A 21,287-nucleotide genomic window follows, 5' to 3' on the forward strand; every position below is an offset into this window, starting at 1 on the left:
AGACTCTTTTTATTCAATTCTAGGATAGAAAGGTTGGGCGTATATGCCACAATTATCGAAACCTGCCTTTTCACTCGCAGGCATCCAATGGCTATTTTTCATGGTAGTCAATACGGTTGTTGTTCCGCTTTCCATCAGTCTGGCGTTCGGTCTGACGGACGCGGAAACGGCTGGACTGATCCGCACCTCATTCATCACAATAGGTGCAGCGAGTCTATTGCAGTCGCTCATCGGCCATCGTTATCCATTGCTTGAGGGTCATGGTGGAATTTGGTGGGGACTTGTTTTGAGTTTGTGCGCCTCTGCACCCGCGATGGGTCTCAGCTATTCAGAGCTCGGAGGGAGTTTAGCGGTAGGGATGCTGCTAGCAGGAGTGGTGACAATCGTTCTAGGAGCGATTGGATTTACAGAACTATTACAGAAAATATTTAACCCGGTTGTCCTGGTGATTTACTTATTCCTCCTCTCCGTACAACTGATTTTGTACTTTTTCAAGGGAATGATGGGGATTGGGGAGGGCGGTGCCATCAATCTGCCAATTGCATTTCTGTCAGTGATTATCGTTGTTGCTGTTCTTGTTATGTCACTAATCGGCAGGGGAGGTATCGCTAATTTCTCGATACTCATTGGTATGATTGGAGGATGGGGTGCTTATGTTCTGTTCTTTGGAAGTGAAACCATGCCGTCTGCGGGAGGCACCATTTTCAAATTGCTCCCTCTAGGAGAGCCGAAGCTACATATCGGCATCGTCGTCACTGCGTTCATCGCGGGGCTCATCAATATGGCAAATTCGCTCGTTGCGATCTCAACTGTGGAATCCTTGTTCAATGAACGCACGACGCTAGCGCGTTACCAAAAGTCGTATTATGTGACTGGTGCGGGAACGATTATTGCAGGATTATTCGGCTTGATTCCATTCGGGCCGTACTCATCCTCCATCGGGTTCTTGCAAAGTACTCGGATTTTTCAGAGGGGTCCATTCATCCTTGGCAGTGTACTATTCATTGTGCTTGGACTCGTCCCTGCACTCGGAGGGTTTTTCTCGACAATGCCAGCGACTGTAGGTGATTCCGTACTGTTCGTCGCATACTTGCAGTTATTCAGCACAGCAATACGCAATGTCAGAAGGCTGCCTCTGGATAGCATCTCCATGCACAGGCTGACGATTCCGATGCTTGTCGGACTCAGTATTTTAAATGTGCCACCCGCAACGTTTGGTGCGTTCCCTATCATGTTACAGCCACTCGTCAGCAATGGTTTGCTCGTCGGCGTCCTGCTGTCTGTCATGATGGAATTCATGTCCCGCAACAAAGTGAAGGAGCTCACCCATTAACGGGGAGCTCCTTTTAGTTGTGTGTCATTGTCGACTGTTTTGCGACTAGTGTAACCGGGAAAGTTTGATCGGTCACGATGTCTGTTTCTTGTCGGATTAACCCGATTAGAGAATCCATTGCCGTTTTGCCGAGTTCGTAGATTGGTTGTGCAATAGTCGACAATTCAGGCGTCATCATTTCAAGCCCAATGCCATCGAACCCAATGACTTTGACGTCTCGAGGGACGTTTTTACCGGCTTCCTGTAACGCTCTAAGCGCACCTGCCGCCATTAAATCATTACTCGCAAACACGCCATCTAGATTAGGGTGCAACGCTAGTAATTCCCTCATAGCCGTGTAGCCACCTTTTACAGTGAAATCGCTATAACCGATTAAACTAGGAGAAAACCAGTCTGTCCCGCGGCTGGCATTTTCATATCCGTTCGTTCGTTCGCGTGAGGAAGTGATTGAGAGTGGCCCACATATATGGGCGATTTTTGAACAACCTTGTGTGAGCAAATGCTCGACCGCCAGTTCGCCGCCTCGGCGATTTTCAACGGTGAGTGAAACGACGGAATCACTGGAAAACACGTTATCCATGAGAACGACGGGGATGGAATTTTTCTGTAGTTGGGTTAAGTGTTCTGGTTTTATCGTATAGGAAGAGATAATAATGCCATCGATTTGCTTGTGTAACAGCGTGTCTATGTACTTTTGTTCTTTAATAGAATCATTGTCGGTGTTGCACAACATGACCGTATAGCCGTAGTCGTTCGCAGCGTCTTCAATCGCCCGCGCGAGCTCAGGGAAGAAGGGGTTCAGGATGTCTGGCACCATCAATCCGACCGTAGCGGTTTTCATTCCCGCCAGACTTCTCGCAATCGTATTAGGCCGATAGTTGAGTTTTTCAATGACTGCAGCAATTGTATCCGCCGCATCTTTACTGACGTAGCCGTTCTTATTCAAATAGCGGGAAACAGTCGCGACAGAAACACCTGCTAATTTACTTACATCTTTAATGGTAGCCATCAGTTTCTCCTCTACTATGTTATCGTTTACACAAATATACCAATAATAGAAAAGTGTTTCAAGTCGTTGTAAATAGTATGTCACAATTTGTTATTGACGCTCATATTCAACCTGTGGTAAATTATATGAAACCGATTACACACCGCAACATAATCCATTTACTAGAGGAGAAACTAATGAACATCCTAACTGGCTTACTCGGATGCCTCGTCATCCTTTTCGTCGCATTTTTGCTCTCAGACAACAAACGCAAAATCAATTACCGCGTCGTCGGAATTGGTGTGGTTATGCAAATCTTCTTTGGCTATCTCGTGTTGAAGTCTTCTGGAGGACGTGCAGTAATTGAAAAGTTTTCCGGCGGTATCCAAAATGTGATCCACTACGGAAATGAAGGACTCGCTTTTGTCTTCGGGAGTCTTGCGGATTCATCGGCTCCGACAGGTTTCATCTTCGGAATCCGTGTTGCAGCGATGGCGATCTTCGTCACTGCGCTTATTTCTCTTCTTTATCATTATGGAATCATGCAATTCTTCGTCCGAGTCGTCGGTGGAGGATTATCGAAACTATTAGGAACTAGTAAGCCGGAGTCACTTACGGCAGCGGCCAATATCTTCTTAGGAATTCAAGAAGCACCAGTTATTATTAAGCCATACATTAAGACACTGACACGATCTGAACTTTTTGCCGTCATGGTAGGCGGACTCGCTTCTGTAGCAGGTGGAACGATGCTCGCCTACGCAGCACTTGGAATCCCTATTAATTATTTACTGTCCGCAAGTTTCATGGCAGCTCCTGCAGGACTGGTTTTTGCAAAGATCCTCATTCCAGAGACAGAAGTTCCCGTCAATGTGGTGGACGAAGCTCCTAAGGAATTGATTGGCGAAGGCGGCGTAAAGCCTGGCGCAATCGATGCAGTCACAAAAGGTGCAGCAGAAGGACTGAAAATGGCAGGACTCATTATCGCTATGCTGATCGCGTTCATCTCACTCCTTGCAATGGCTAACGGAATTCTAGGCGGTATTGGTGGTTGGTTCGGTCACCCGAATATTTCTCTTCAGCAGATCTTCGGATACATCTTCTCACCACTTGCGTTTGCAATGGGTGTTCCATGGTCTGAAGCATTGACTGCAGGTAACTTGCTCGGTCAAAAAGTAATTTTAAACGAGATGGTTGCATTCACATCATTCCAACCATTAATCGATTCACTTTCGCATAAAACCGTTGCAATCCTCACGTTCTCACTATGTGGATTTGCCAACATTGGATCGCTCGGAATTCTAATTGCCAGCATGACTGCGTTCGCCGAAAACCAGCGCACAGTCGTTGCGAAACTAGGATTCAAAGCGGTCATCGCAGGTACGCTCGCAAACCTCATGAGCGGTACAATCGCAGGTATGTTTATGTAAACGAAATGTAGAAAAGCACTCGCAGCCGCGGGTGCTTTTTGCTTTGGATTGTATGCTGATGCAGATACATTCTCTGATGTTGCCGATCCTTGCTCAATCGTGTCGATTCACACCGCCAAACTTCCGATTCCAGCCACCATCTTTCTGATTCCCACAAGCCAGCGGAATAGCCCTCCTAAAACAAGCGAAGCGCACCCAATTAATCCCTTAACGCTGTTGAATTGTGTCCCGTTATCGAGAAACATCGCTAAGTGTCGGAGAAATAGCAAGATGTGATCGGGAAACTTACTTGAGTGAGGGAGAAACCCAGTGAAGTGTCGAGCAACCACGCCAATGTGATGAAGAAAATAAATAGCTCACATAAATAAATTCACAGTATATTGACACGTCTTGAATTTGGTGTAATAATACACCAAATGAACCTTTTAACCACACCCTGATTTTTAATTTACAAGAGGAGTGACATGAATGAACTACTGGACAATTGGATTGATGATTAGTTACTGGACTGCGATTGCACTAAACTTCATTACTGCCAGACTGTACCCCGCAATTGACTTGACCTGGACGGAATTCATTCCGTCGCTGCTATTTCTAATTGTGTTGATAATTGTTGTGGGTCGATTCAACATTTCCAAAAAACTGTTCATGTGGGTGAGCCTATTCATCGTCGTAACGTATCTACTATTCTTTGCATTTTATTACTATGGGAACGTCATATTCGATATACCTATTATAAATGTACTAGCAGGACTCAAAATTCCTATCTATCACTTGTTCATAACACCGTTACTGGGGTTGAACTTCTTGTTGCACATAACCCCGATTCTCTTTCCGCTAGTAACAGCATGCGTATACACATTAGCGCTGGTGCTATTGCGATTCAAAAAATCAACATCCGAAATTAAGCAGATTAATGATATGAGCTTGGTGAAGGGAGTACTAGCTACAATTATATTTGTACTCCTAGCGATCCCAACTGTCTTCGGATATATGATTTTATATTTAGATAGTTTGGTACAATTCATACCAATCCTAATTGCAGTCGTCGTCTTTCTTTACAGCGCATTTGTCTTGTACCAATACCACCTTTTGAATACGAAACGACGCAAGCAAACGTTCTTAATCGTCCTAATTGCTGTCTCTATCGCAGTGTCAATCTGGCCGATTCAGGCAGCCTACTCGGAACGGAAAGAACGCGTCAACTCAGTAGTCGATATGCACAAGTTTTCGCCTTGTAAGGATAGTAGCTGGTTTCATTCCAAAAACACATCAGAAAGATTCCAGTGGGATGAAGCCACGCCTGAGCTTAACGGTGAAGTAACGGTATTTCCACTCTATTCCGCATTTGTGGGGGCAGTCTATCCTGAATCTTGCTATGAATTAGAAAGAAGTCAGCTCAATGTAAGCCAAGACGAAAAAGCGGTGGAGCGCTTAGTCAGGGGATACGCGGATATCATTTTCACACCCACACTCTCGAGAGCCCAGCAGCAGTATGTCAATGAATCGGGCAAAACACTTAAGATAACACCTATCGCTAAAGACGCTCTTGTCTTTTACGTCAATAAAAACAATCCGATCACCAGTTTAAGAATCGAGCAAATCCAAAAAATCTATTCTGGAGAATTTACAAATTGGAGCCAGCTCTTCTATTATTCCGAACCCATTCTCCCATTGCAATACGCTCCAAAACAAGTAACACAAGGAGCAATCGAACTGATCATGGGAGAGATTCCTCTAGTAGAATCGTTATCTGAGTACCAATCTAATAGGATGATCGACATGATCCGAAGAGCATCAGAGTTTCCCGATTCAAGAGGGAGTATCGGATTCACCTATAATTATTACGCATCCAATCTCGTTCATGACCCAAACATCAAACTGTTGGAGATTGACGGCATCGCTCCAACAGAAGAGAACATCCTCTCGAAGGAGTATCCGTTGATGGTGGATCTATATGCAGTGACTGCGAGTGAAACGAATCGGAACGTCGAACCATTCATCGACTGGATCCTGTCAGAAGAAGGACAGAAACTCGTTCAGAAGACCGGTTATGCTCCGTTGGAAGAGCGATGAATATGATATTATAGATTCATGAAAGAGCGAGGTAATAGAATCGAAGTTTCTTGATAAAATTCACACAAAAATAAATCCGGATTCTCCATTTTAGGAGAATCCGGATTCTTTGTAACGAGTTTCTGAGTTTCTTAGTTCACGAAATGAGAGATTCCACTTCAATCGTATAAAGACTCTTCACTAATACCTCAAGCATCACCGGTAAACGGACAAACGCACTTTCAATATGAAGACGTTCGGTTCGTTGGTGGGCATCTTTACCGAACGGTCCGACATTCAGTACTGGGGCATCTAACTCTGTCATCGCTTCAAAAGGAATGCTATACGTTTTGCCCCACACAGGCGTGTTGTGTTCGTAAGCGGTCCAGCCTGTGGCAGTGCCTGTGTAATGGACGTAGCTTAAATCGCAAATCCCATTAAAGTAATGGACTTGATCGACCTTAGTCCCTAATTCCATCGCCGTCTTTTTCATAAGGTCAATAGAGTCGATGACGAGAGGATCTTCTGATGTATTTACTGCTGGATAGTAGGGCGGTGCAAATAACAACACGGTTGCAGGCGTCAACTCCTGACATTCAATCAGCAACGCGTCCGTGATTTTGAAGCATTTATCCCGATCATCCAATTCACTATTTAGAATTGCATTGTCAATCACGAGATTGACTGCATCTGAACCGATCTTTGTTTGTGCATACTCAAGTAATTCTTCATAACGCATCACGCGGACTTCACCGACCGGTTCAGTTCCTTCGCGTTCGCAAATTTTGGTGTATACCGCATTGCAAGCTGCCATCGCCTTCCGGGCAACTTGTGAGAACAGTTCCATGATCTCCGAAGCGTCGCGATCCATTAAGAATACGTTATATAAGGACACTGCACGATAAGGTGTCTGTGTGGAATACGATGTCTTCAAGTCTTTTAGTTGAAGAGAGACGGGGAGAGGGGTAGTCTCTCCGTAATTCGTCTCTTGGAATATCCGATTGAATTCCATTTCCTGTGCTAAGAAAGAAGAGATATATGTCGCCGTCAATCCTTTCAATGGTTCCCCTACATGCGTTTCCTTCCCGTAAAACAATGCAGCAGGCATGATTTTACCAATCGTCCCTGAGTAAATATATTCTTTAGGATCTCCAGGTTCTTGTGAAAATGTCGGTTCACTGTTCAAGAAAAGCTTATAGGAGAGGCCATACGAATCACGCATTCTAACGAGTTCTTCGACCGCTGTGCGCATGCCGGCAGAATTCACTTCTTCGTCAGGAACTGTCAACAGAACTAAATTGATAGGCCACTGTTCGAGAGAAGCTTTTTCAATAAGGGCCATATGAAGAGCTAATCCCATCTTCATATCCATCGTGCCACGTCCGAATAGATACTCTCCTGATAATAGATCTTTGCGCGCATCTTCAGGAAGCTCGTCAGCCAGTTGATGAAGAGCAGCGGTCAACTCTTCAGGGCGACATGCAAGCGGTTCGAGCGCGCCATATTCTTCTGTCCAGACCGTATCGAAATGACTAATCAGAACAACGGTATCCGTAGCGTGAGGATTTTTATAGAGCGCAATTACTGAATTGCGACCAAGTTCTGCATCGTGGAGTTTCAAATGCTCAGGATGTTGAGTGAAATACGCTAGTGAGTGCAGCTTTTCTGCAACGTGTGTTGAAAATGTACATTCACCGTCTGTCAGTGTGCGACTTTCCCAGCGTACGAGTTCGTTTAGTAAACTTCTCAGCGAAGCGGGTGTATTCCATTGTGAAGTGCTCATGCCATTGCCTCCCGAATTGAGATATCCATGATTCATTAGTGGTTCACTTCTACAGTTTCAGTTGCGAGAGTACCTTCAGCAAGATGCTTTTTCTCGAGTCTGACCTTATAGAAAATCATACAAGCAGCGAAGAATCCAATGCCATAAATCAATCCAATTCGCTGTGTCGGGTCAAATGCTAAGAAGATTAGAATGATCAGGCAAAACGCGATACATGTAAGTGGAACGAGCGGATAGAATTTCACTCGATACTGAAGGTCTTCCAGTTTTCCACCTTGTTTCAAGTAACGTTTTCTGAATAATAATTGGGACATCGCAATACCCATCCAAGAAATTGTTACAGCGATGGCTGCGATGGACATTAAGAGTACAAATACTGCATCCGCTTCCATAACACTTGTCAGAAGGGAGAGTAATGAGAATGCCATCGTGAAGATCAAGGCATTCAACGGTACACGCTGTTTCGTTAATTTGCCAAATAGAGAGGGAGCCATTCCGTCATTTGCCATAGACCAAAGTAAACGGGTCGAAGCATACAGGCAAGAATTTCCAACAGATAAAATCGCTGTTAAAATGACGAAATTCATAATTCCAGCAGCATAAGGCACCCCAGCAAGTTCCATCAGTGTGACGAATGGACTTTGCAACAGTCCAAGTTCTGAAGCAGGGAAAATTGCCGATAGGACAACAATTGAAGCAATATAGAACACGATGATCCTGAACAAAATTGTACGGATCGCTTTCGGAATATTCTTCTCAGGGTTCTCGGTTTCGCCAGCAGCTATCCCGACTAACTCAGAACCTTGGTAAGAGAAGATGACATTCATCATTGTAATGAACACAATGGCAATTCCAGCTGGAAACAATCCAGTAGGAGCAAGGTTAGTTAAATGTGGTGTAGGCGTGCCTTCTAAAGGGATCCAACCGATGATTGCAGCCCCACCGATTACGATGAAAGCAAGTACCGCAACAACTTTTATACCCGCGAACCAAAACTCAGCTTCGGCGAATCCTTTTGTGGTGAGAGCGTTCAATACAAACAACAAGACCATGAACAGCGCACACCAAATCCATATAGGTGTAGTTGGGAACCAATGTTGCATCAGTATCCCGGCAGCTGTGAATTCAACGCCTGCCGTGGCTGCGGAGCCTACAAAATACATCCAACCGAGTGAGAACCCTGCGGAGGGACTGATATAGCGGGATGCATACTTTTGGAACGATCCGGTTACGGGCATATGGACCGCCAATTCACCAAGACAAGTCATTACCATGTACAAAATCAGACCACCAATCAGGTACCCAACGAGTGCACCTCCTGGGCCTGCTTGATTGATCGTATAGCCGACGTTCAAGAATAATCCCGTTCCGATCACGCCACCAAGTGATAGCATCATCAAGTGGCGGCTTTTCATTGAACGATTTAATTGAGGTTCTTCCAGGGTTTTCATAGTTTTACCTTCCTCTCGATCGGATCTAGTTTTGGGATGTTTAGAAGCGTAGGGATAGGCAACTGAGTCCACCATCATGTTTCTGGACTTCAGACATATCCAGTTCAATTGTTTGATAGCCAGCGTCCGTCAATTTGCGATTTGTTTCCGGGAAACCACTTGGAATGATCACGTAGTCATTCACTTGGATGCAGTTCGCCGAGTATTCATCTTCTTTTCCAATGACTATCTTTTCATAGGAATTGAATGCAGGATGCGATACGAATTCACCAGCGACGATCATCTGATTATTACCTAGATAAGCGATTCCTGTCTTCAAATGGAAGAACTCTTTCAAAGGAATAATCGTTGCATAGTAGTTCTCAGATTCCAGAATTTCTTTGAGCTGTTTTGCACCTTCTTCATTTGTCCGCTCCGAGATGCCGATGTAGAAATGATCATCTGCCTGCAAAATATCCCCACCATCTAACGTCCCTGGGGCTTGGATGAAGTAAAACTTCCTGTAAAACGTTTTAGCAACTGCCTCGATTTCTACAGTCTCCGCATTTCGGGATTCCGCGCCTGGATTCGTAATTACAGCGAAATTAGGTGTCAGTACAGCAGCGTCTTCTACAAAAGTAGAATCCGGAAATTCTTCACTAGCAGCTAGTTCAGTGACTGCGACTCCACATTTCTCGAGTGCTTTCACATACCGTTCATGCTGCGTAAGCAACAGTTCATAATCCGGCTTCCCTAAATCAGAAGTTGTAAGTCCGCTTAAGTAGCTTTTCCCTGGTTTTTTGACGATAACATTTGTGAACATTCAATTCTCCCCTTATCGTTTTAGTTTATTATTTATCCACGTACGACTGGACACGTTAAACAAGTTGGACCACCAGTACCGAGAAGGCTGATTTCTTGCCCTTTATAGACATGTACAGTTGCCCCAGCATCTCGTAGTTGTTTAATGGTGTAAGCGTTCTCTTCTGTAAGGACACAAACTCTTGGTGCGAGCGCTAACACATTACAGCCTAGCGTGTCGTACTCTTCTTTCGATACTTCAACTAATTGGAAGCCTCTTTCAAGCAATAGCTGACGTAGGAAGACAGGCATTAAAGGGGAATGGACGACTGCAAGATCTTTATCCACAACACTGATGAACGACATTAGGTGCAGACATTCTGCTTCGCCTTGGTCATGTGGAAGTTGAACGACAATGAATTCATCCACTAAATCAGCTGTCATTTCTCTCAATTGGCGGATTGCCTCGTCATTTGTTCGATATCCTCGACCTACAAGTAAAGTTCGATCATCAAGCCATACGATATCTCCAGCGTCTGAAACAGCGTCTCCAGTTAATTCACCAACGATTGGAATTCCTTTATCTGACAGGAACTTTTTGAAGACTTGAGCTTCCGGTTGGCGAAGTTTTTTACCGGATTTTAAGATGAGTGCACCAGCCGGTGTGAACTTCACTGGATCATGTGCATAAATTGAATCCAGACCTACTGTGTCACTAGAAGGGAGATAATGAACTTTTGTGCCTTGTTGCTCTATAATTTCTACCAATTCTGAAAATTCTTTGCATGCTTCTTCGAAGTGTGGTTCTCTTAGATAGTTGAACGTCTCCCAGTTTTCAAGGAGATGCTGCTGCGATTGAAATGCATCGATTGGACGCTTCATAATCACCTGTGTTAGTGGGGTATACATTGAGCTGCTATATCGCATAATTACGCCTCCAGTTTTTCCGCTTATCGGAAAGTGTTTCCGTTGAAAGGAAACCTTATCAGTAAATATATTCGGAGTGTGGTACAATGTCAATGTATTTTGAATATTATTTTAGAATTTTACTTTTATATTAGGAAGTGTACATATGCAGTCAATCGATCGCGCTATGCAAATTGCTAAGATTTTAGCTTCTGAAGGTACATCCAATGGGATCTCAATCTCGGATTTATCCAAACAATGTGAGTTGGCGTTAAGTACCCTACATCGCATTTTGAAGGCGATGGTAAAGCAAGGGTTAGCCGAGCAAGATCTAAATACGAAACTATATAAATTAGGACCGGTGTGGATGGAGTATGGTCTTCGGGCTTACGATACGATGGACTATGTATCTACCATTCGTCCGGAGCTCGATCGTCTTAGTAAAGAAGTAGAAGAGAGTATCTACTTAAGTAAATGTACTGGATTGGAAGCAATCATCATCGAACGAATTGATAACGAGAATAACCAGATTCGAATGTATGACCAATTGGGATTAAGGATTCCGATGAATATCGGTGCTGCAAACAAGATTATGCTGGCTTCTATGCCCGAACAGGAAGTCGAGGAGATCATTCAACAACTTGTACCGAAGAAAGAGCAGCAAGTTTTTCGTGAGAAGATAACTGAAGTGAGGAAGAAGGGCTATGCAATCAGTCACGGAGAGCGAACTGAAGGCACATCCTCTATTGGTGTGGCGATAAGTGACGCAGTAGGAGATGTGGTCGGGGCAATCAGTATTGGTTGTGTGACATTCAATTTGTCTGATGCAAGACAGCAATTCATGGTTGATAAAATCCTTGAAACAAAGAAACGTGTATCTGAAAAGTTAGGACGAAATCTGTAAAAATTCTTAATACGTATAGGAAAAGCAGCGTAGGGGAACGGCTCCCACGCTGCTTGTTTAGTATGAAAGACTAACCCATTACTAACCTTCTACTCTAGCATTCAAATGCACTTCATAATAATCCTGTCGCTGTTGTTGTATAAAGCCGATGCGCTCATATAATTTCAAAGCATGATCGTTTTTCGTTTCCACATCTAACTTAATGCTATTCCCAGTAGGAATTTCAGTTTTCACGATTGTTTGCAACGCCTGGCCACCATAACCCTTACCTCGATAGGCAGGCAACACCGCAAACCCTGAAAGATACGATTCTCCGTAGCTACGCGTTACACGGATTTTACCGATTGCGCTACCGTTCACTTCAATAATATAACGACGTTCTTTTTGGCGGGACAATCGTTCATTGTAATAAGACTCTGCGTCTTCCGATGAAAGAGAGAAGGCATCCGCGTCCAAGGCAGTTTCAAAGTCTTTATCTTCGATTGTCGCATCTCGTAACGCGATGTCAGTTAATTCATCGAGCTCTTTTGCACTCCAAACCATATGAAACTCAGAGAAAGAATACTTACAGGGTTGGCCCGATAGCCACCCTTTTGCAGATTCAGACACTCCAGGTGCATTGAACAGAACCTTTTGAAAACCTTTATGTGCAATAACTTCTTGTGCCACCTGCCAAAGTCTTGTGAAATGACCTTGTCGACGTGCATCCGGTTGAACCATTCCGCAAACTTCCACTGATGTGCCAAATCCGTACAATGCCAAGTAAGCGATGAGTTCATTTTCCTGCCAAACGAAAAAGTCGAGAGTATCGTCCTTTCGTTCATGTAGCATATCCAAATTCAGTTTCAGTTCAATCGTATCGAACTGTTCACATTGCTGTTGTAATTGTTTTATTCCTTCAAGTTGTTGAGTAGTTAGCATGGTGTACCTCCAATTATAGTGTAATTCTGTATTGCGTAACCTGTGAATACTAGAAACGAGAACGCATCTGCTGTGCTATACTGAGTCAAAATAACTCAATAGAAAGAAGGCACCTTTTATGAAAAAAGACATGCGCTACATTTGCTACCCATTCATGCGGGAGTCTGCTTCGACAGTAGACTTTGAAATTCGAACAGATTCATTAACGACACGAATCGGGGAAGCTTTGTCGCTAACGAATGACATTGAAAAAGTTCAAACCGATCTCCGCTGGCTGCAACCTCTTGCTTACCATCTGAATGGATCTGTCCGGGGGAAACTTGCAATCTTCCCTGAAGATTTAGCTAAGCTCAGTGACGTATACGATGAGTATGTGAATGAACTTGGGGAGCTGATCGAACAATTTGTACTCCCGCAAGGCACTCACGCAGCGACTGTTCTTCACGTATGTCGCAGTGAAGCGAAAAAGTCCGTCCGTGCACTTCATAAAGTATCGCTAGAGCGCGAGGTTCCTGAGATCCTCTTCGATTTCGCGCAACTCATGGCCAATGTGTTATTCGTCATGGCTGTCTATACAAACAAAGCACTCGGGTGTGATGAAATTCCGTTCATTAGCAAATCATATCCTGAATTTAAAAAGAAGAAGCGCAAGATATCTGACACTCTATCGGTCACGAAAGAATCTTCTACTAACTAACTGACCCATAAGATTCCCTTATGCTACACGTTCATAACTATCGAATTACCTTATCTGTCGCAGAGAGGTATACTGCTAACAGAAGGGGGGGCGCGAGATATGGACTACATAGTACTCTATTTCACTGGGCTTGTTGCGATGATGCTCGGCACACTTGCAGGTGGCGGGGGACTCATCACCATGCCAGCGATGTTATTAATGGGGATTCCAATCCATTCTGTAATCGGTGCAAGTAAGATTTCGACGACAGTTAGCTCGTTTTCAACATTTCTAACCGTATTGCTGAAAAAGCAAATCACGCTCCGTGAGTCATGGTGGATTCTTCCGGTATCTCTGACGGGAGGAACACTCGGTGGACTCGCAGCTACCCATATTATGGAAGCTACACTTTACAAACTAGCAATCATTTTACTGATTGGAGCCTTTTTAACGTCATTCCTATCAAAAGCGGATTTCGCTGGGGAAGCATCCTTAAAACCGTCAAAGACGGGAATAACAGGACTTGTTGGAATCGGCTTGTATGACGGCTTGTTCGGCCCTGGGCAAGGAACGCTATTGCTGTATGTGTTCAATCACTTGAGAATCTCTTACATGCGGTCTATCGGATTTGTCCGACTTGCGACGTTTTCCAGTGGATTTGGTGCAGCAATCAGCTATATCGCGATGGGTAAAATTATTTGGCCGATTGCATGTGCACTCGTGCTCGGTTCGCTTTCAGGTGCACAAATTGGCGTGCGTATTGCGGGAAAACTGAACCCTCAGCACGTCCGCATCCTATTACGCGTCGTCATCATCGGTTTGATCATCCAATTGATTGTGAAGGCATTACTTTAATAAATTAAACGAAAGCAGCCATTATCCATTGCCGCTTTCGTTTTTTTATTCACAGTTTCTCATTTCCGTTGTGACTTCGTTAGTGCCTTCCAACGTTTGCGTTCAGCGATCTGTGCTTGTGCGTTCGTTTTCCGTTCCAAATAAGCGATTTCCCGCTGTAACTTGAGATAGCTGGCAAATCGATCTTCTCCAAGAGATCCGTCTGATAGAGCCTGTTGGATTGCACATCCAGGCTCTGATTGATGGCTGCAATCATTGAATCTACAAGAATCGGAGAGACTGTCGATGTCGTGAAAACTACCTTCGATGCTCTCACTATCGTTCCATAGCTGAAATTCGCGCATTCCCGGTGTGTCAATCAGCACACCGCCAGTAGGCAATGCAATGAGTTCTCGGTGAGTCGTCGTATGGCGGCCTTTCGCATCTTCTTCCCGAATTGTTTGCACTGTCATCGTAGTATCCCCGCAAATCGCATTCACGAGAGAAGACTTACCGACACCGGACGAGCCTAAGAGTGCAGCGGTCTTGCCATCTTCGAGCAAAGCGATGATTTGATCGATGCCATCGCCCGTCTTACTACTGACAACGAATACGTCCGTTCCGAATGCAAGTTCGCGTGCTTGGTCTATGAAATCTTTCGGATCCCCACATAAATCCGCTTTTGTTAACACAATCACTGGGACTGCACCTGAGTCATAGGCTGCGACCAAGTATCGCTCAAGTCTCCGAATGTTAAAGTCGTCGTTCATGGAGGTGACGAGTAACACAATGTCGATATTGACCGCAATCAGCTGTTCCGTCATGGAATCTCCTGCCGTTTTCCGAGAGAAAACAGAAGTCCTCGGAAGAATCGAATGAATGATCCCGCGTTCTTCACCTGGCATCTGTTCGATTGCGACCCAGTCTCCAACAGCAGGATAGTCTCGCCGGTCGAATGCGTGATGAAGCATTGATCCCGAGCAAACTGCGAGCCATTCGCCTTGTTGAGTTACGACCCGATACATGTGTTTATGCTCCAATGTCACCCGTCCTACAATACACGTAGTTGACTTGAAGTTCTGAAGCTGTTCATTCCAATTAGTTTGATGAAGTTCGTTCCAACCATAACTTTGTAGTGTGTTCAATTAGTTTCCTCCTAAATATGGGCATATAAAAAAGCATAGAGTCCGAGGATCGGACACCATGCTTTCACGCGCATATCAGAAGAAACATGCCAGATTTTAAGACATGGCAGGTGAAAGTATGGGTCCGATCCAATTTGCATTCTGTACGTTGAATGTAACCATAGTGATCACCTGCTTTCTGAAAGTTAAGTTAATCATAGAGGATAGTAGTTACGAAGTCAACGAATTCTTAGAATAGTTTGGTCAGAAGAATGGATTATGACAAGTAATACAGCAAAAACGTAAGCTCGATGTCTACAACCGCAACGCTTGCTTGAACTGTGATACACTTAAACTAGCATGTAAACTAATTACAGTATTAGACGAGGTGACGTATGAAATCCTATATTTTGAAGCTAACGATGGTAGATGTAGTGCCTAGTGTTTGGCGAAGTGTTATTATGCCAGCAGGAGCGACATTCAACCGTCTCCATGAAATGATTCAACATGTAACGAACTTTGAGAGTTACATGACAGATAATCCCTATCACTTCTTTGAAGTGGAAGTTGATGGATTGTGCATTACGGACAATCCCGTGCAACGAGAAGAATTGAAAAACTCGAAGACGGTCACTCCAAAACTACCGTCACGTGTGAAAATAGATAAGCATCTCGAGAGTAACAAAGAGTTGTTGTATCATTATGATTTTGGTGATGGTTGGCGGATTTTGATCGAGCTTGAAGACATCGTTGAGGATTACCATTTCGGCTTCCCGACTTTGTTAGATGGAGATGGAAATGCACCTCCTGAAGACGTTGGAGGACCTCCGGGATTTGAATCGTTTCTTGCGATTATGGACAATCCTAAACACCCCGAATTCGATCATATGACGCAGTGGGTAGCTCAGACGAGATATAAAGATTATGACAAAAACACCATTAATAATATCTTGAAACATGTCAAGTATAAAAAGACAGAGTGGGATAAAATCAATCATGTAAATTATATGATCGTTAGCGATCCATACCGTGATTCCGATGTATCTGTAGAACAGATTCCAGCAAAGCCTAAAAAACCTAAGAAGACTGTTGAAACCGGCCTATCTGATCAGCAACAGCAGGACATCGAGTTGTATATTCGTTCCATGACCCGATTATATGGAATGATTCAGTCTGAGCAAGTGATCTGGTTATACAATCAACAGAACAATGAACCAATTACGATGGAGCAGTTGCAACAATTGCTGTCCTCAACCGAGTTCAGTTCGAAGTTGAAGAAGGAAGAAATTCTGTTTAAAGATACGGTATTCCTAGGACCGAAACTCGTAGGAATCGTGCCTGAAGAATTCGTGCGTGAAACGATCAATAAACCATATTATCAACCTGCGCGTGAACAATTGTTACGTTATGCAGATTTGGGTTATTTCGATGGAACTCCGGAGTTACGCCAACTGGAAAAGCTATTCCAGAAGGAAAACCTTCCACAGATCCAGATTGATCGGATGTTGCATACGTTCATGTCGGGGCTATCCATGTGGCACGCCAATTTCATGGAAGTCATCGGGCGTCTAATGGCGCAAGCAGGTCCGTTGTCAGAAGAACGGGTAAAACGAATTGTCCCTGTTGCCATCAATGTGGCGAACGCGGTTCGTCTTATTGAAAACAGAGGACATACTCCTCAAGAAATGTTTGAGCTAGAACGGACAGATCTCAAGCCGTTGACTGAACGATCGGCATCACCGGGAGTAAAAGTCGGACGCAATGACCCATGTCCTTGTGGCAGCGGGAAAAAGTATAAGAAATGTTGTGGCCGATAAATCGGTGACAGTCAAAAGCCGACGCCTGTTTAACGACAGGCATCGGCTTTTATTCATTTACTATTAGATAGCACTGGCTTTTAAGTGTTCCAAAACTTCATCCAAAATTCCAAAGAACTGATTGATTTCTTCTAACGTATTGTAGTGAACGAGACTGATACGAAGCGCACTACCGTCAAACGGACCTGCTAATCGTTTCATCAGATTGATGGCCAAATAGTTCCCTGTTCGTGCTTCAACGCCTGCATCATTCAATGCGTGACCGAGTGTATCCGTTTTAATGCCCTCGATATTGAACGAGAATACGGGCAGTCGTTCTTCGGATTGCTCTGCAGTTTTACCATATAAGACAACGCCTTCTATGGATGCAAGTTTAGCAAGAAAATGATCGGTTAATTGTTGCTCGTATCGATGGGCGAAATGCATCGCACCTGCGATATTGCGACGCGATGGACGTGCAGTTGCAAGCTGGGTTTCATCCAATGAAAGTCCATTCTCTTCCGCATCTTTCGTGAGCTGCGCTAAGTATTCCATCGACCCGATGAACCCTTCGATTCCTTCATGGTTTTGGGATCCAACTTCAAAGAAATATGCGTCTTTCTCCAATTCTTTCTGAATGCGCCAACCTTCTAACCGCTCGAGTCTCTCCCGGTTCACATATCCGAATCCCATATGAGGACCGAAGATTTTGTACGTCGAAAACGCTGCGAAATCCACACCTGCTGTCTTGACGTCCATCGCAATGTGACTCGCGGCCTGCACACCATCTGCAACCACGAGTGCACCTGCCGCGTGAGCCATATGTGTAATGCGCTGCATATCGTGGATCGTCCCAGTTGCGTTCGATGCCCATCCTGCCGCAACAATCTTAGGCTCCAACGCAAGCAATTTCTCGTATTCATCAAAATCGAGATTCCCCTGTGCATCCACTTTCCATAAATGAACGTGAATATCTCGTTCAGCAAGCTCCAACCATGGCGTCACATTCGCATGATGATCGGCTTCTGTAATAATAATATGATCGCCTACACGTAAATCTCTACCTAAGTGATGCGCAAACAAATGGAAGAAGTTTGTCGCGTTTTGACCAAAAGCAATTTCGGTATGATCCGCCGCGCCGATTAAATCCGCAGCTAGTTGACGTGCATCGACAATCGTTTGCTGCATCTCCGCTGTACGCACGAAGATTGTGCCTTTTTGCGCATTGCGATGTATATAATAATCCGTGACGCGGTCAATGACGAACTGTGACACTTGAGCGCCTGCTGAATTGTCAAAGAACAGGACTGGACGACCTTTATAGGAAGTTCCTAGGCTCGGAAAATACGTTCGTGCATGTTCAAATGTTTGTTGAAGTGCTTGAGTCTCGTTCATCGAATCATCCTTTCTTTGAAAAAAGTATAGCATGAATCAATGATCAATAGATTCTCAGGTAATCGTATAAGTTGAATGATCTATTCTGTCTGATTTATCAGTTTGAAAAAAGAATAGGGAAAATAAACCTATATGAAGGTGCATACAATTAGGTAATCGGGAGGGAGAGATCCAAGTGGGTGCTCGTTGGATAAAGATTGCTGTACTCTACTTCTTGCTAGGCGTTGGATTCGGACTGTATATGCATGCAACTGTCCAGTTACAATGGGGAGCAACGCACGCACATATTAACGTAGTCGGTTGGTTGACGACAGCGGCGATTGGCGTCATCTATTCTGTATTTCCACAAGCGGGGAATAGTGCACTTGGGATAGCGCATTTCTGGTTATACAATATGGGCTTGCCTTTCTTGTTATTCGGAATGTGGGCTATCTACGCTGGACTGCCAGGCATCGTAATTCAAATTGTCGTTTGGGGCGGAGGCGGTGCACTAGCATTATCAATCATCGCATTCATACTAAACGTCTTTAAAAATGTACACAGTTCATACTTATCACGTACGTAAACTCGAGAACCGTTAGGCTAATGAAGTTTGACGGTTTTTTTGTTGGCTGTAAAATAAGGTTTCCGTGTACACTGAAACTAACGTATTATCGTTATAGAAAAGGGGATAGAGCATGGAAGCTAATATAAAAGAAACTTCATTGATTCACGCGGTACGTCTGGGAGATCATGAACTGATTGCTGAACAACTAAAGCAAGAATCGAATCTTGAAGCAATGGATGACATGGGACGGACTGCACTGATGATAGCAGTTCAGCAAAATGATGTAGATGCCGTCACTCAGTTGTTGCTAGCAGGAAGTGATCCGAACAATCGCGACCACACGGAATTAACACCATTCATCTGTGCGGGGGCAAATGGGTTTTCGACCTCTCTGAAACTAATGGCGGCTGCAGGAGCGGATATTACGAGTGTCAACCGCTTTGGTGGAACCGCGTTACTTCCAGCAGCTGAAAAAGGCTATTTGCAAACAGTTGAAATGTGTTTGAACGTAGGCGTTCCAGTCAATCACGTGAATCATTTGGGTTGGTCAGCGTTATTAGAAGCGGTCATACTTGGCGATGGGGGCAAGCTGTATGCAGATATCGTCCAGACTCTGCATGATGCAGGTGCATCCGCACAGTTAGAAGACTTGGACGGGAAGTCTGCTGTGTTTTATGCGGATGCACAAAAGCAGGATCGTGTACTCGGAATCTTGACGGACACGTTAGAAGATCGTCAACATCCCGCGATACGTGAAGCGAAGGAATTATCATGTGAAGGCAATTATCACGCAGCTTCTGAAGTGTTGGAGCACGCACTTGAAACGGCTGGAGATAACTTGGATTTGTTGTATAATGCTGGATATAATTTGTCCGCGCAAGAAAGATATGAAGAAGCGTTGGAGCGTTACAGACAGGCTCTAGCTGTTGAACCTGAAGCCTTGGAATTTTATTTTTACATAGCAGGATGCTATCGATTGATGAATGAGAAGGAAGCGGCACTTTCAGAGTTCGACAAGGGAGCTGCATTGTCATTAGAAAATTCTTTTTTCCTTTATCATAAGTCGAATTATTTACGTGAATTGGGGATGCATGAAGAGGCAATTGACGTTATGGCAACACTTGTGAATCGCCATCCATCGCGCTATGATTTCTGGTTCCATAAAGCGAATAGTTTATGCTCGTTAGGCCGTCACGAGGATGCGATCGCTGCAATCGACTATGCCATTAACTTGCAACCTGATAATCCGCTTTATCAGAAACATAAAGAGCAGTCAATGATTTTATTGGAACGTCATTAATTTGAAGTGTCATTTGTGCTACAGAAAGTCACTCTCATTAGAAAATCTTCTATAATAAACTACAGAAAACGAAGAAACGGGGTTCGTAAAACCTATGAAGAAACACATATTAATTTATGGTGATGTATTTGTCGATTACATCGCAGAAGATGAAACCAATTCAACGTTCAATACTTATTTAGGTGGAGCAACCGTAAATGTAGCAGCAGGCGTAGCCCGACTAGGGGCACCTGTCTCTTTTATAACCGTGACAGGAAACGACGAAACGTCTGAATTCGTACGACATGAATTGGAACGTGAAGGTGTGGATTTGACGTCATCTATTCAGATTCCAGAAAAACGCGTGAATGGCGTATACGTCCATTTAACACCTGATCATGATCGAGTCTTTACAAATTATCAAAACGAAACCCCTGATATTCAAGTAACCGCAAAAGACTTGCAACGACAAACGTTCGAAGAATCCTCCATCTTACATATTTGCTCGGGCACGATGTTTCATCCGACAGCTCTGGAAACGACTCGCAAAGCGGTAGAACTAGCAAAACAAACCGACACCCTCGTCTCGTATGATGCGAATATTCGTCCATTACGATGGGAAAGTGAAGAAATTTGTCGCAACACAACCGTTGCGTTTCTGAATGGTGCAGACGTAATGAAACTTACAGAGGAAGAACTAACCTTTATCATGAATACAGATACTGTAGAGCAAGGACTAGTAAAACTTGGAGACTACTCGATTCCTGTCGTCCTCATTACTCAAGGTGACTTAGGTACGCTTGCAATCATTCATGGCGAGCGCTTTCAAATCCCTTCCGTCAAAGCTGTTCCTGTAGATACAACTGGAGCGGGAGATGCGTTTATGGCGGGAATCTTACGCCAGCTTCATCTAAATGGGTATCCTGAAAACATTTCAGATTGGCAAGAAGTGATTCAATTTGGCAATCAGATGGGCGCACTCTGTGTGACGAAGCCGGGAGCGTTGTCTGCAATGCCTCATATTAACGACTTAGAGGATGTTAATTTGGATTGAACCACTCCATTAGAACATCCAAGCTTCCTAATCT

18 protein-coding genes are annotated in these 21,287 nt (G+C 44.2%); 10 read left to right on the plus strand and 8 right to left on the minus strand.

Features of this window, described 5'->3' with window-relative positions:
- Positions 1–43: 43 nt before the first annotated feature.
- Positions 44–1,333 carry a uracil/xanthine transporter gene (locus tag ACRPI0_RS01130; RefSeq protein ID WP_432354232.1) on the plus strand — a complete coding sequence of 430 codons (1,290 nt, stop codon included), beginning with the start codon at positions 44–46 and terminating at the stop codon, positions 1,331–1,333.
- A 13-nt stretch (positions 1,334–1,346) separates the two neighbouring features.
- On the opposite strand, the gene ACRPI0_RS01135 is transcribed toward ACRPI0_RS01130, so the two are convergent.
- Positions 1,347–2,342 (minus strand): LacI family DNA-binding transcriptional regulator, encoded by a 996-nt coding sequence (locus ACRPI0_RS01135; RefSeq protein ID WP_432354233.1) that lies wholly within the window; start codon positions 2,340–2,342, stop codon positions 1,347–1,349.
- A gap of 176 nt (positions 2,343–2,518) precedes the next feature.
- On the opposite strand from ACRPI0_RS01135, the gene ACRPI0_RS01140 reads away from it, so the two are divergent.
- Together ACRPI0_RS01140 and ACRPI0_RS01145 are read left to right on the plus strand one after the other, a co-directional pair.
- Positions 2,519–3,748 (plus strand): NupC/NupG family nucleoside CNT transporter, encoded by a 1,230-nt coding sequence (locus ACRPI0_RS01140; protein ID WP_432355852.1) that lies wholly within the window; start codon positions 2,519–2,521, stop codon positions 3,746–3,748.
- Between the two features lie 468 nt (positions 3,749–4,216).
- Positions 4,217–5,824: a substrate-binding domain-containing protein gene (locus ACRPI0_RS01145; protein WP_432354234.1), complete on the plus strand. Its 1,608-nt coding sequence runs from the start codon at positions 4,217–4,219 to the stop codon at positions 5,822–5,824.
- Positions 5,825–5,960: 136 nt separating this feature from the next.
- Here ACRPI0_RS01145 and ACRPI0_RS01150 read toward each other — a convergent pair whose 3' ends face one another.
- The 4 genes from ACRPI0_RS01150 to ACRPI0_RS01165 are packed head-to-tail and all read right to left on the minus strand — an operon-like array spanning position 5,961 to position 10,744.
- A complete protein-coding gene (locus tag ACRPI0_RS01150; RefSeq protein ID WP_432354235.1) occupies positions 5,961–7,586 on the minus strand; it encodes a M20/M25/M40 family metallo-hydrolase in 1,626 nt (541 codons plus the stop codon).
- 35 nt (positions 7,587–7,621) lie between these two features.
- Positions 7,622–9,037, minus strand: coding sequence for an amino acid permease (locus ACRPI0_RS01155; RefSeq protein WP_432354237.1), 1,416 nt, complete (start codon positions 9,035–9,037; stop codon positions 7,622–7,624).
- A 40-nt stretch (positions 9,038–9,077) separates the two neighbouring features.
- Entirely contained in the window at positions 9,078–9,839 is a 762-nt protein-coding gene (locus ACRPI0_RS01160) for a dimethylarginine dimethylaminohydrolase family protein (protein ID WP_432354239.1), read from the minus strand.
- Between the two features lie 32 nt (positions 9,840–9,871).
- Positions 9,872–10,744 carry a dimethylarginine dimethylaminohydrolase family protein gene (locus ACRPI0_RS01165; RefSeq protein WP_432354240.1) on the minus strand — a complete coding sequence of 291 codons (873 nt, stop codon included), beginning with the start codon at positions 10,742–10,744 and terminating at the stop codon, positions 9,872–9,874.
- Positions 10,745–10,889: 145 nt separating this feature from the next.
- Between ACRPI0_RS01165 and ACRPI0_RS01170 the strand changes: the two genes are divergently transcribed.
- Positions 10,890–11,627, plus strand: coding sequence for an IclR family transcriptional regulator (locus ACRPI0_RS01170; protein ID WP_432354242.1), 738 nt, complete (start codon positions 10,890–10,892; stop codon positions 11,625–11,627).
- Positions 11,628–11,708: 81 nt separating this feature from the next.
- Here ACRPI0_RS01170 and ACRPI0_RS01175 read toward each other — a convergent pair whose 3' ends face one another.
- Positions 11,709–12,548, minus strand: a complete 840-nt coding sequence (locus ACRPI0_RS01175; protein WP_432354244.1) for a GNAT family N-acetyltransferase — start codon at positions 12,546–12,548, stop codon at positions 11,709–11,711.
- 118 nt (positions 12,549–12,666) lie between these two features.
- Here ACRPI0_RS01175 and ACRPI0_RS01180 point away from each other — a divergent pair, with 118 nt between their 5' ends.
- Together ACRPI0_RS01180 and ACRPI0_RS01185 are read left to right on the plus strand one after the other, a co-directional pair.
- Complete coding sequence (locus ACRPI0_RS01180; protein WP_432354246.1) at positions 12,667–13,245, plus strand: hypothetical protein; 579 nt, start codon at positions 12,667–12,669, stop codon at positions 13,243–13,245.
- Between the two features lie 99 nt (positions 13,246–13,344).
- On the plus strand, positions 13,345–14,079 hold the full coding sequence (locus ACRPI0_RS01185) for a sulfite exporter TauE/SafE family protein (protein ID WP_432354248.1): 735 nt from the start codon (positions 13,345–13,347) through the stop codon (positions 14,077–14,079).
- A gap of 59 nt (positions 14,080–14,138) precedes the next feature.
- Here the strand turns inward: ACRPI0_RS01185 and rsgA are convergent, their stop codons facing one another.
- Entirely contained in the window at positions 14,139–15,203 is a 1,065-nt protein-coding gene (rsgA, locus tag ACRPI0_RS01190; RefSeq protein WP_432354249.1) for a ribosome small subunit-dependent GTPase A, read from the minus strand.
- Positions 15,204–15,577: 374 nt separating this feature from the next.
- Between rsgA and ACRPI0_RS01195 the strand changes: the two genes are divergently transcribed.
- Positions 15,578–16,999, plus strand: coding sequence for an IS1096 element passenger TnpR family protein (locus ACRPI0_RS01195; RefSeq protein WP_432354250.1), 1,422 nt, complete (start codon positions 15,578–15,580; stop codon positions 16,997–16,999).
- Between the two features lie 63 nt (positions 17,000–17,062).
- On the opposite strand, the gene ACRPI0_RS01200 is transcribed toward ACRPI0_RS01195, so the two are convergent.
- Positions 17,063–18,373 carry an aminotransferase class V-fold PLP-dependent enzyme gene (locus ACRPI0_RS01200; RefSeq protein WP_432354252.1) on the minus strand — a complete coding sequence of 437 codons (1,311 nt, stop codon included), beginning with the start codon at positions 18,371–18,373 and terminating at the stop codon, positions 17,063–17,065.
- A 175-nt stretch (positions 18,374–18,548) separates the two neighbouring features.
- Between ACRPI0_RS01200 and ACRPI0_RS01205 the strand changes: the two genes are divergently transcribed.
- The 3 genes from ACRPI0_RS01205 to ACRPI0_RS01215 all read left to right on the plus strand — a co-directional run bounded on the left by ACRPI0_RS01205 (position 18,549) and on the right by ACRPI0_RS01215 (position 21,253).
- The gene (locus ACRPI0_RS01205; protein ID WP_432354253.1) at positions 18,549–18,938 is read left to right on the plus strand and encodes a hypothetical protein; all 390 of its coding nucleotides are present in this window, start codon (positions 18,549–18,551) and stop codon (positions 18,936–18,938) included.
- A gap of 112 nt (positions 18,939–19,050) precedes the next feature.
- On the plus strand, positions 19,051–20,220 hold the full coding sequence (locus ACRPI0_RS01210) for an ankyrin repeat domain-containing protein (protein ID WP_432354254.1): 1,170 nt from the start codon (positions 19,051–19,053) through the stop codon (positions 20,218–20,220).
- 94 nt (positions 20,221–20,314) lie between these two features.
- A complete protein-coding gene (locus ACRPI0_RS01215; protein ID WP_432354255.1) occupies positions 20,315–21,253 on the plus strand; it encodes a carbohydrate kinase family protein in 939 nt (312 codons plus the stop codon).
- Positions 21,254–21,287 lie beyond the last annotated feature (34 nt).

The sequence above is a fragment of the Sporosarcina sp. A2 genome (genome assembly GCF_050858885.1).
GTDB lineage: Bacteria > Bacillota > Bacilli > Bacillales_A > Planococcaceae > Sporosarcina.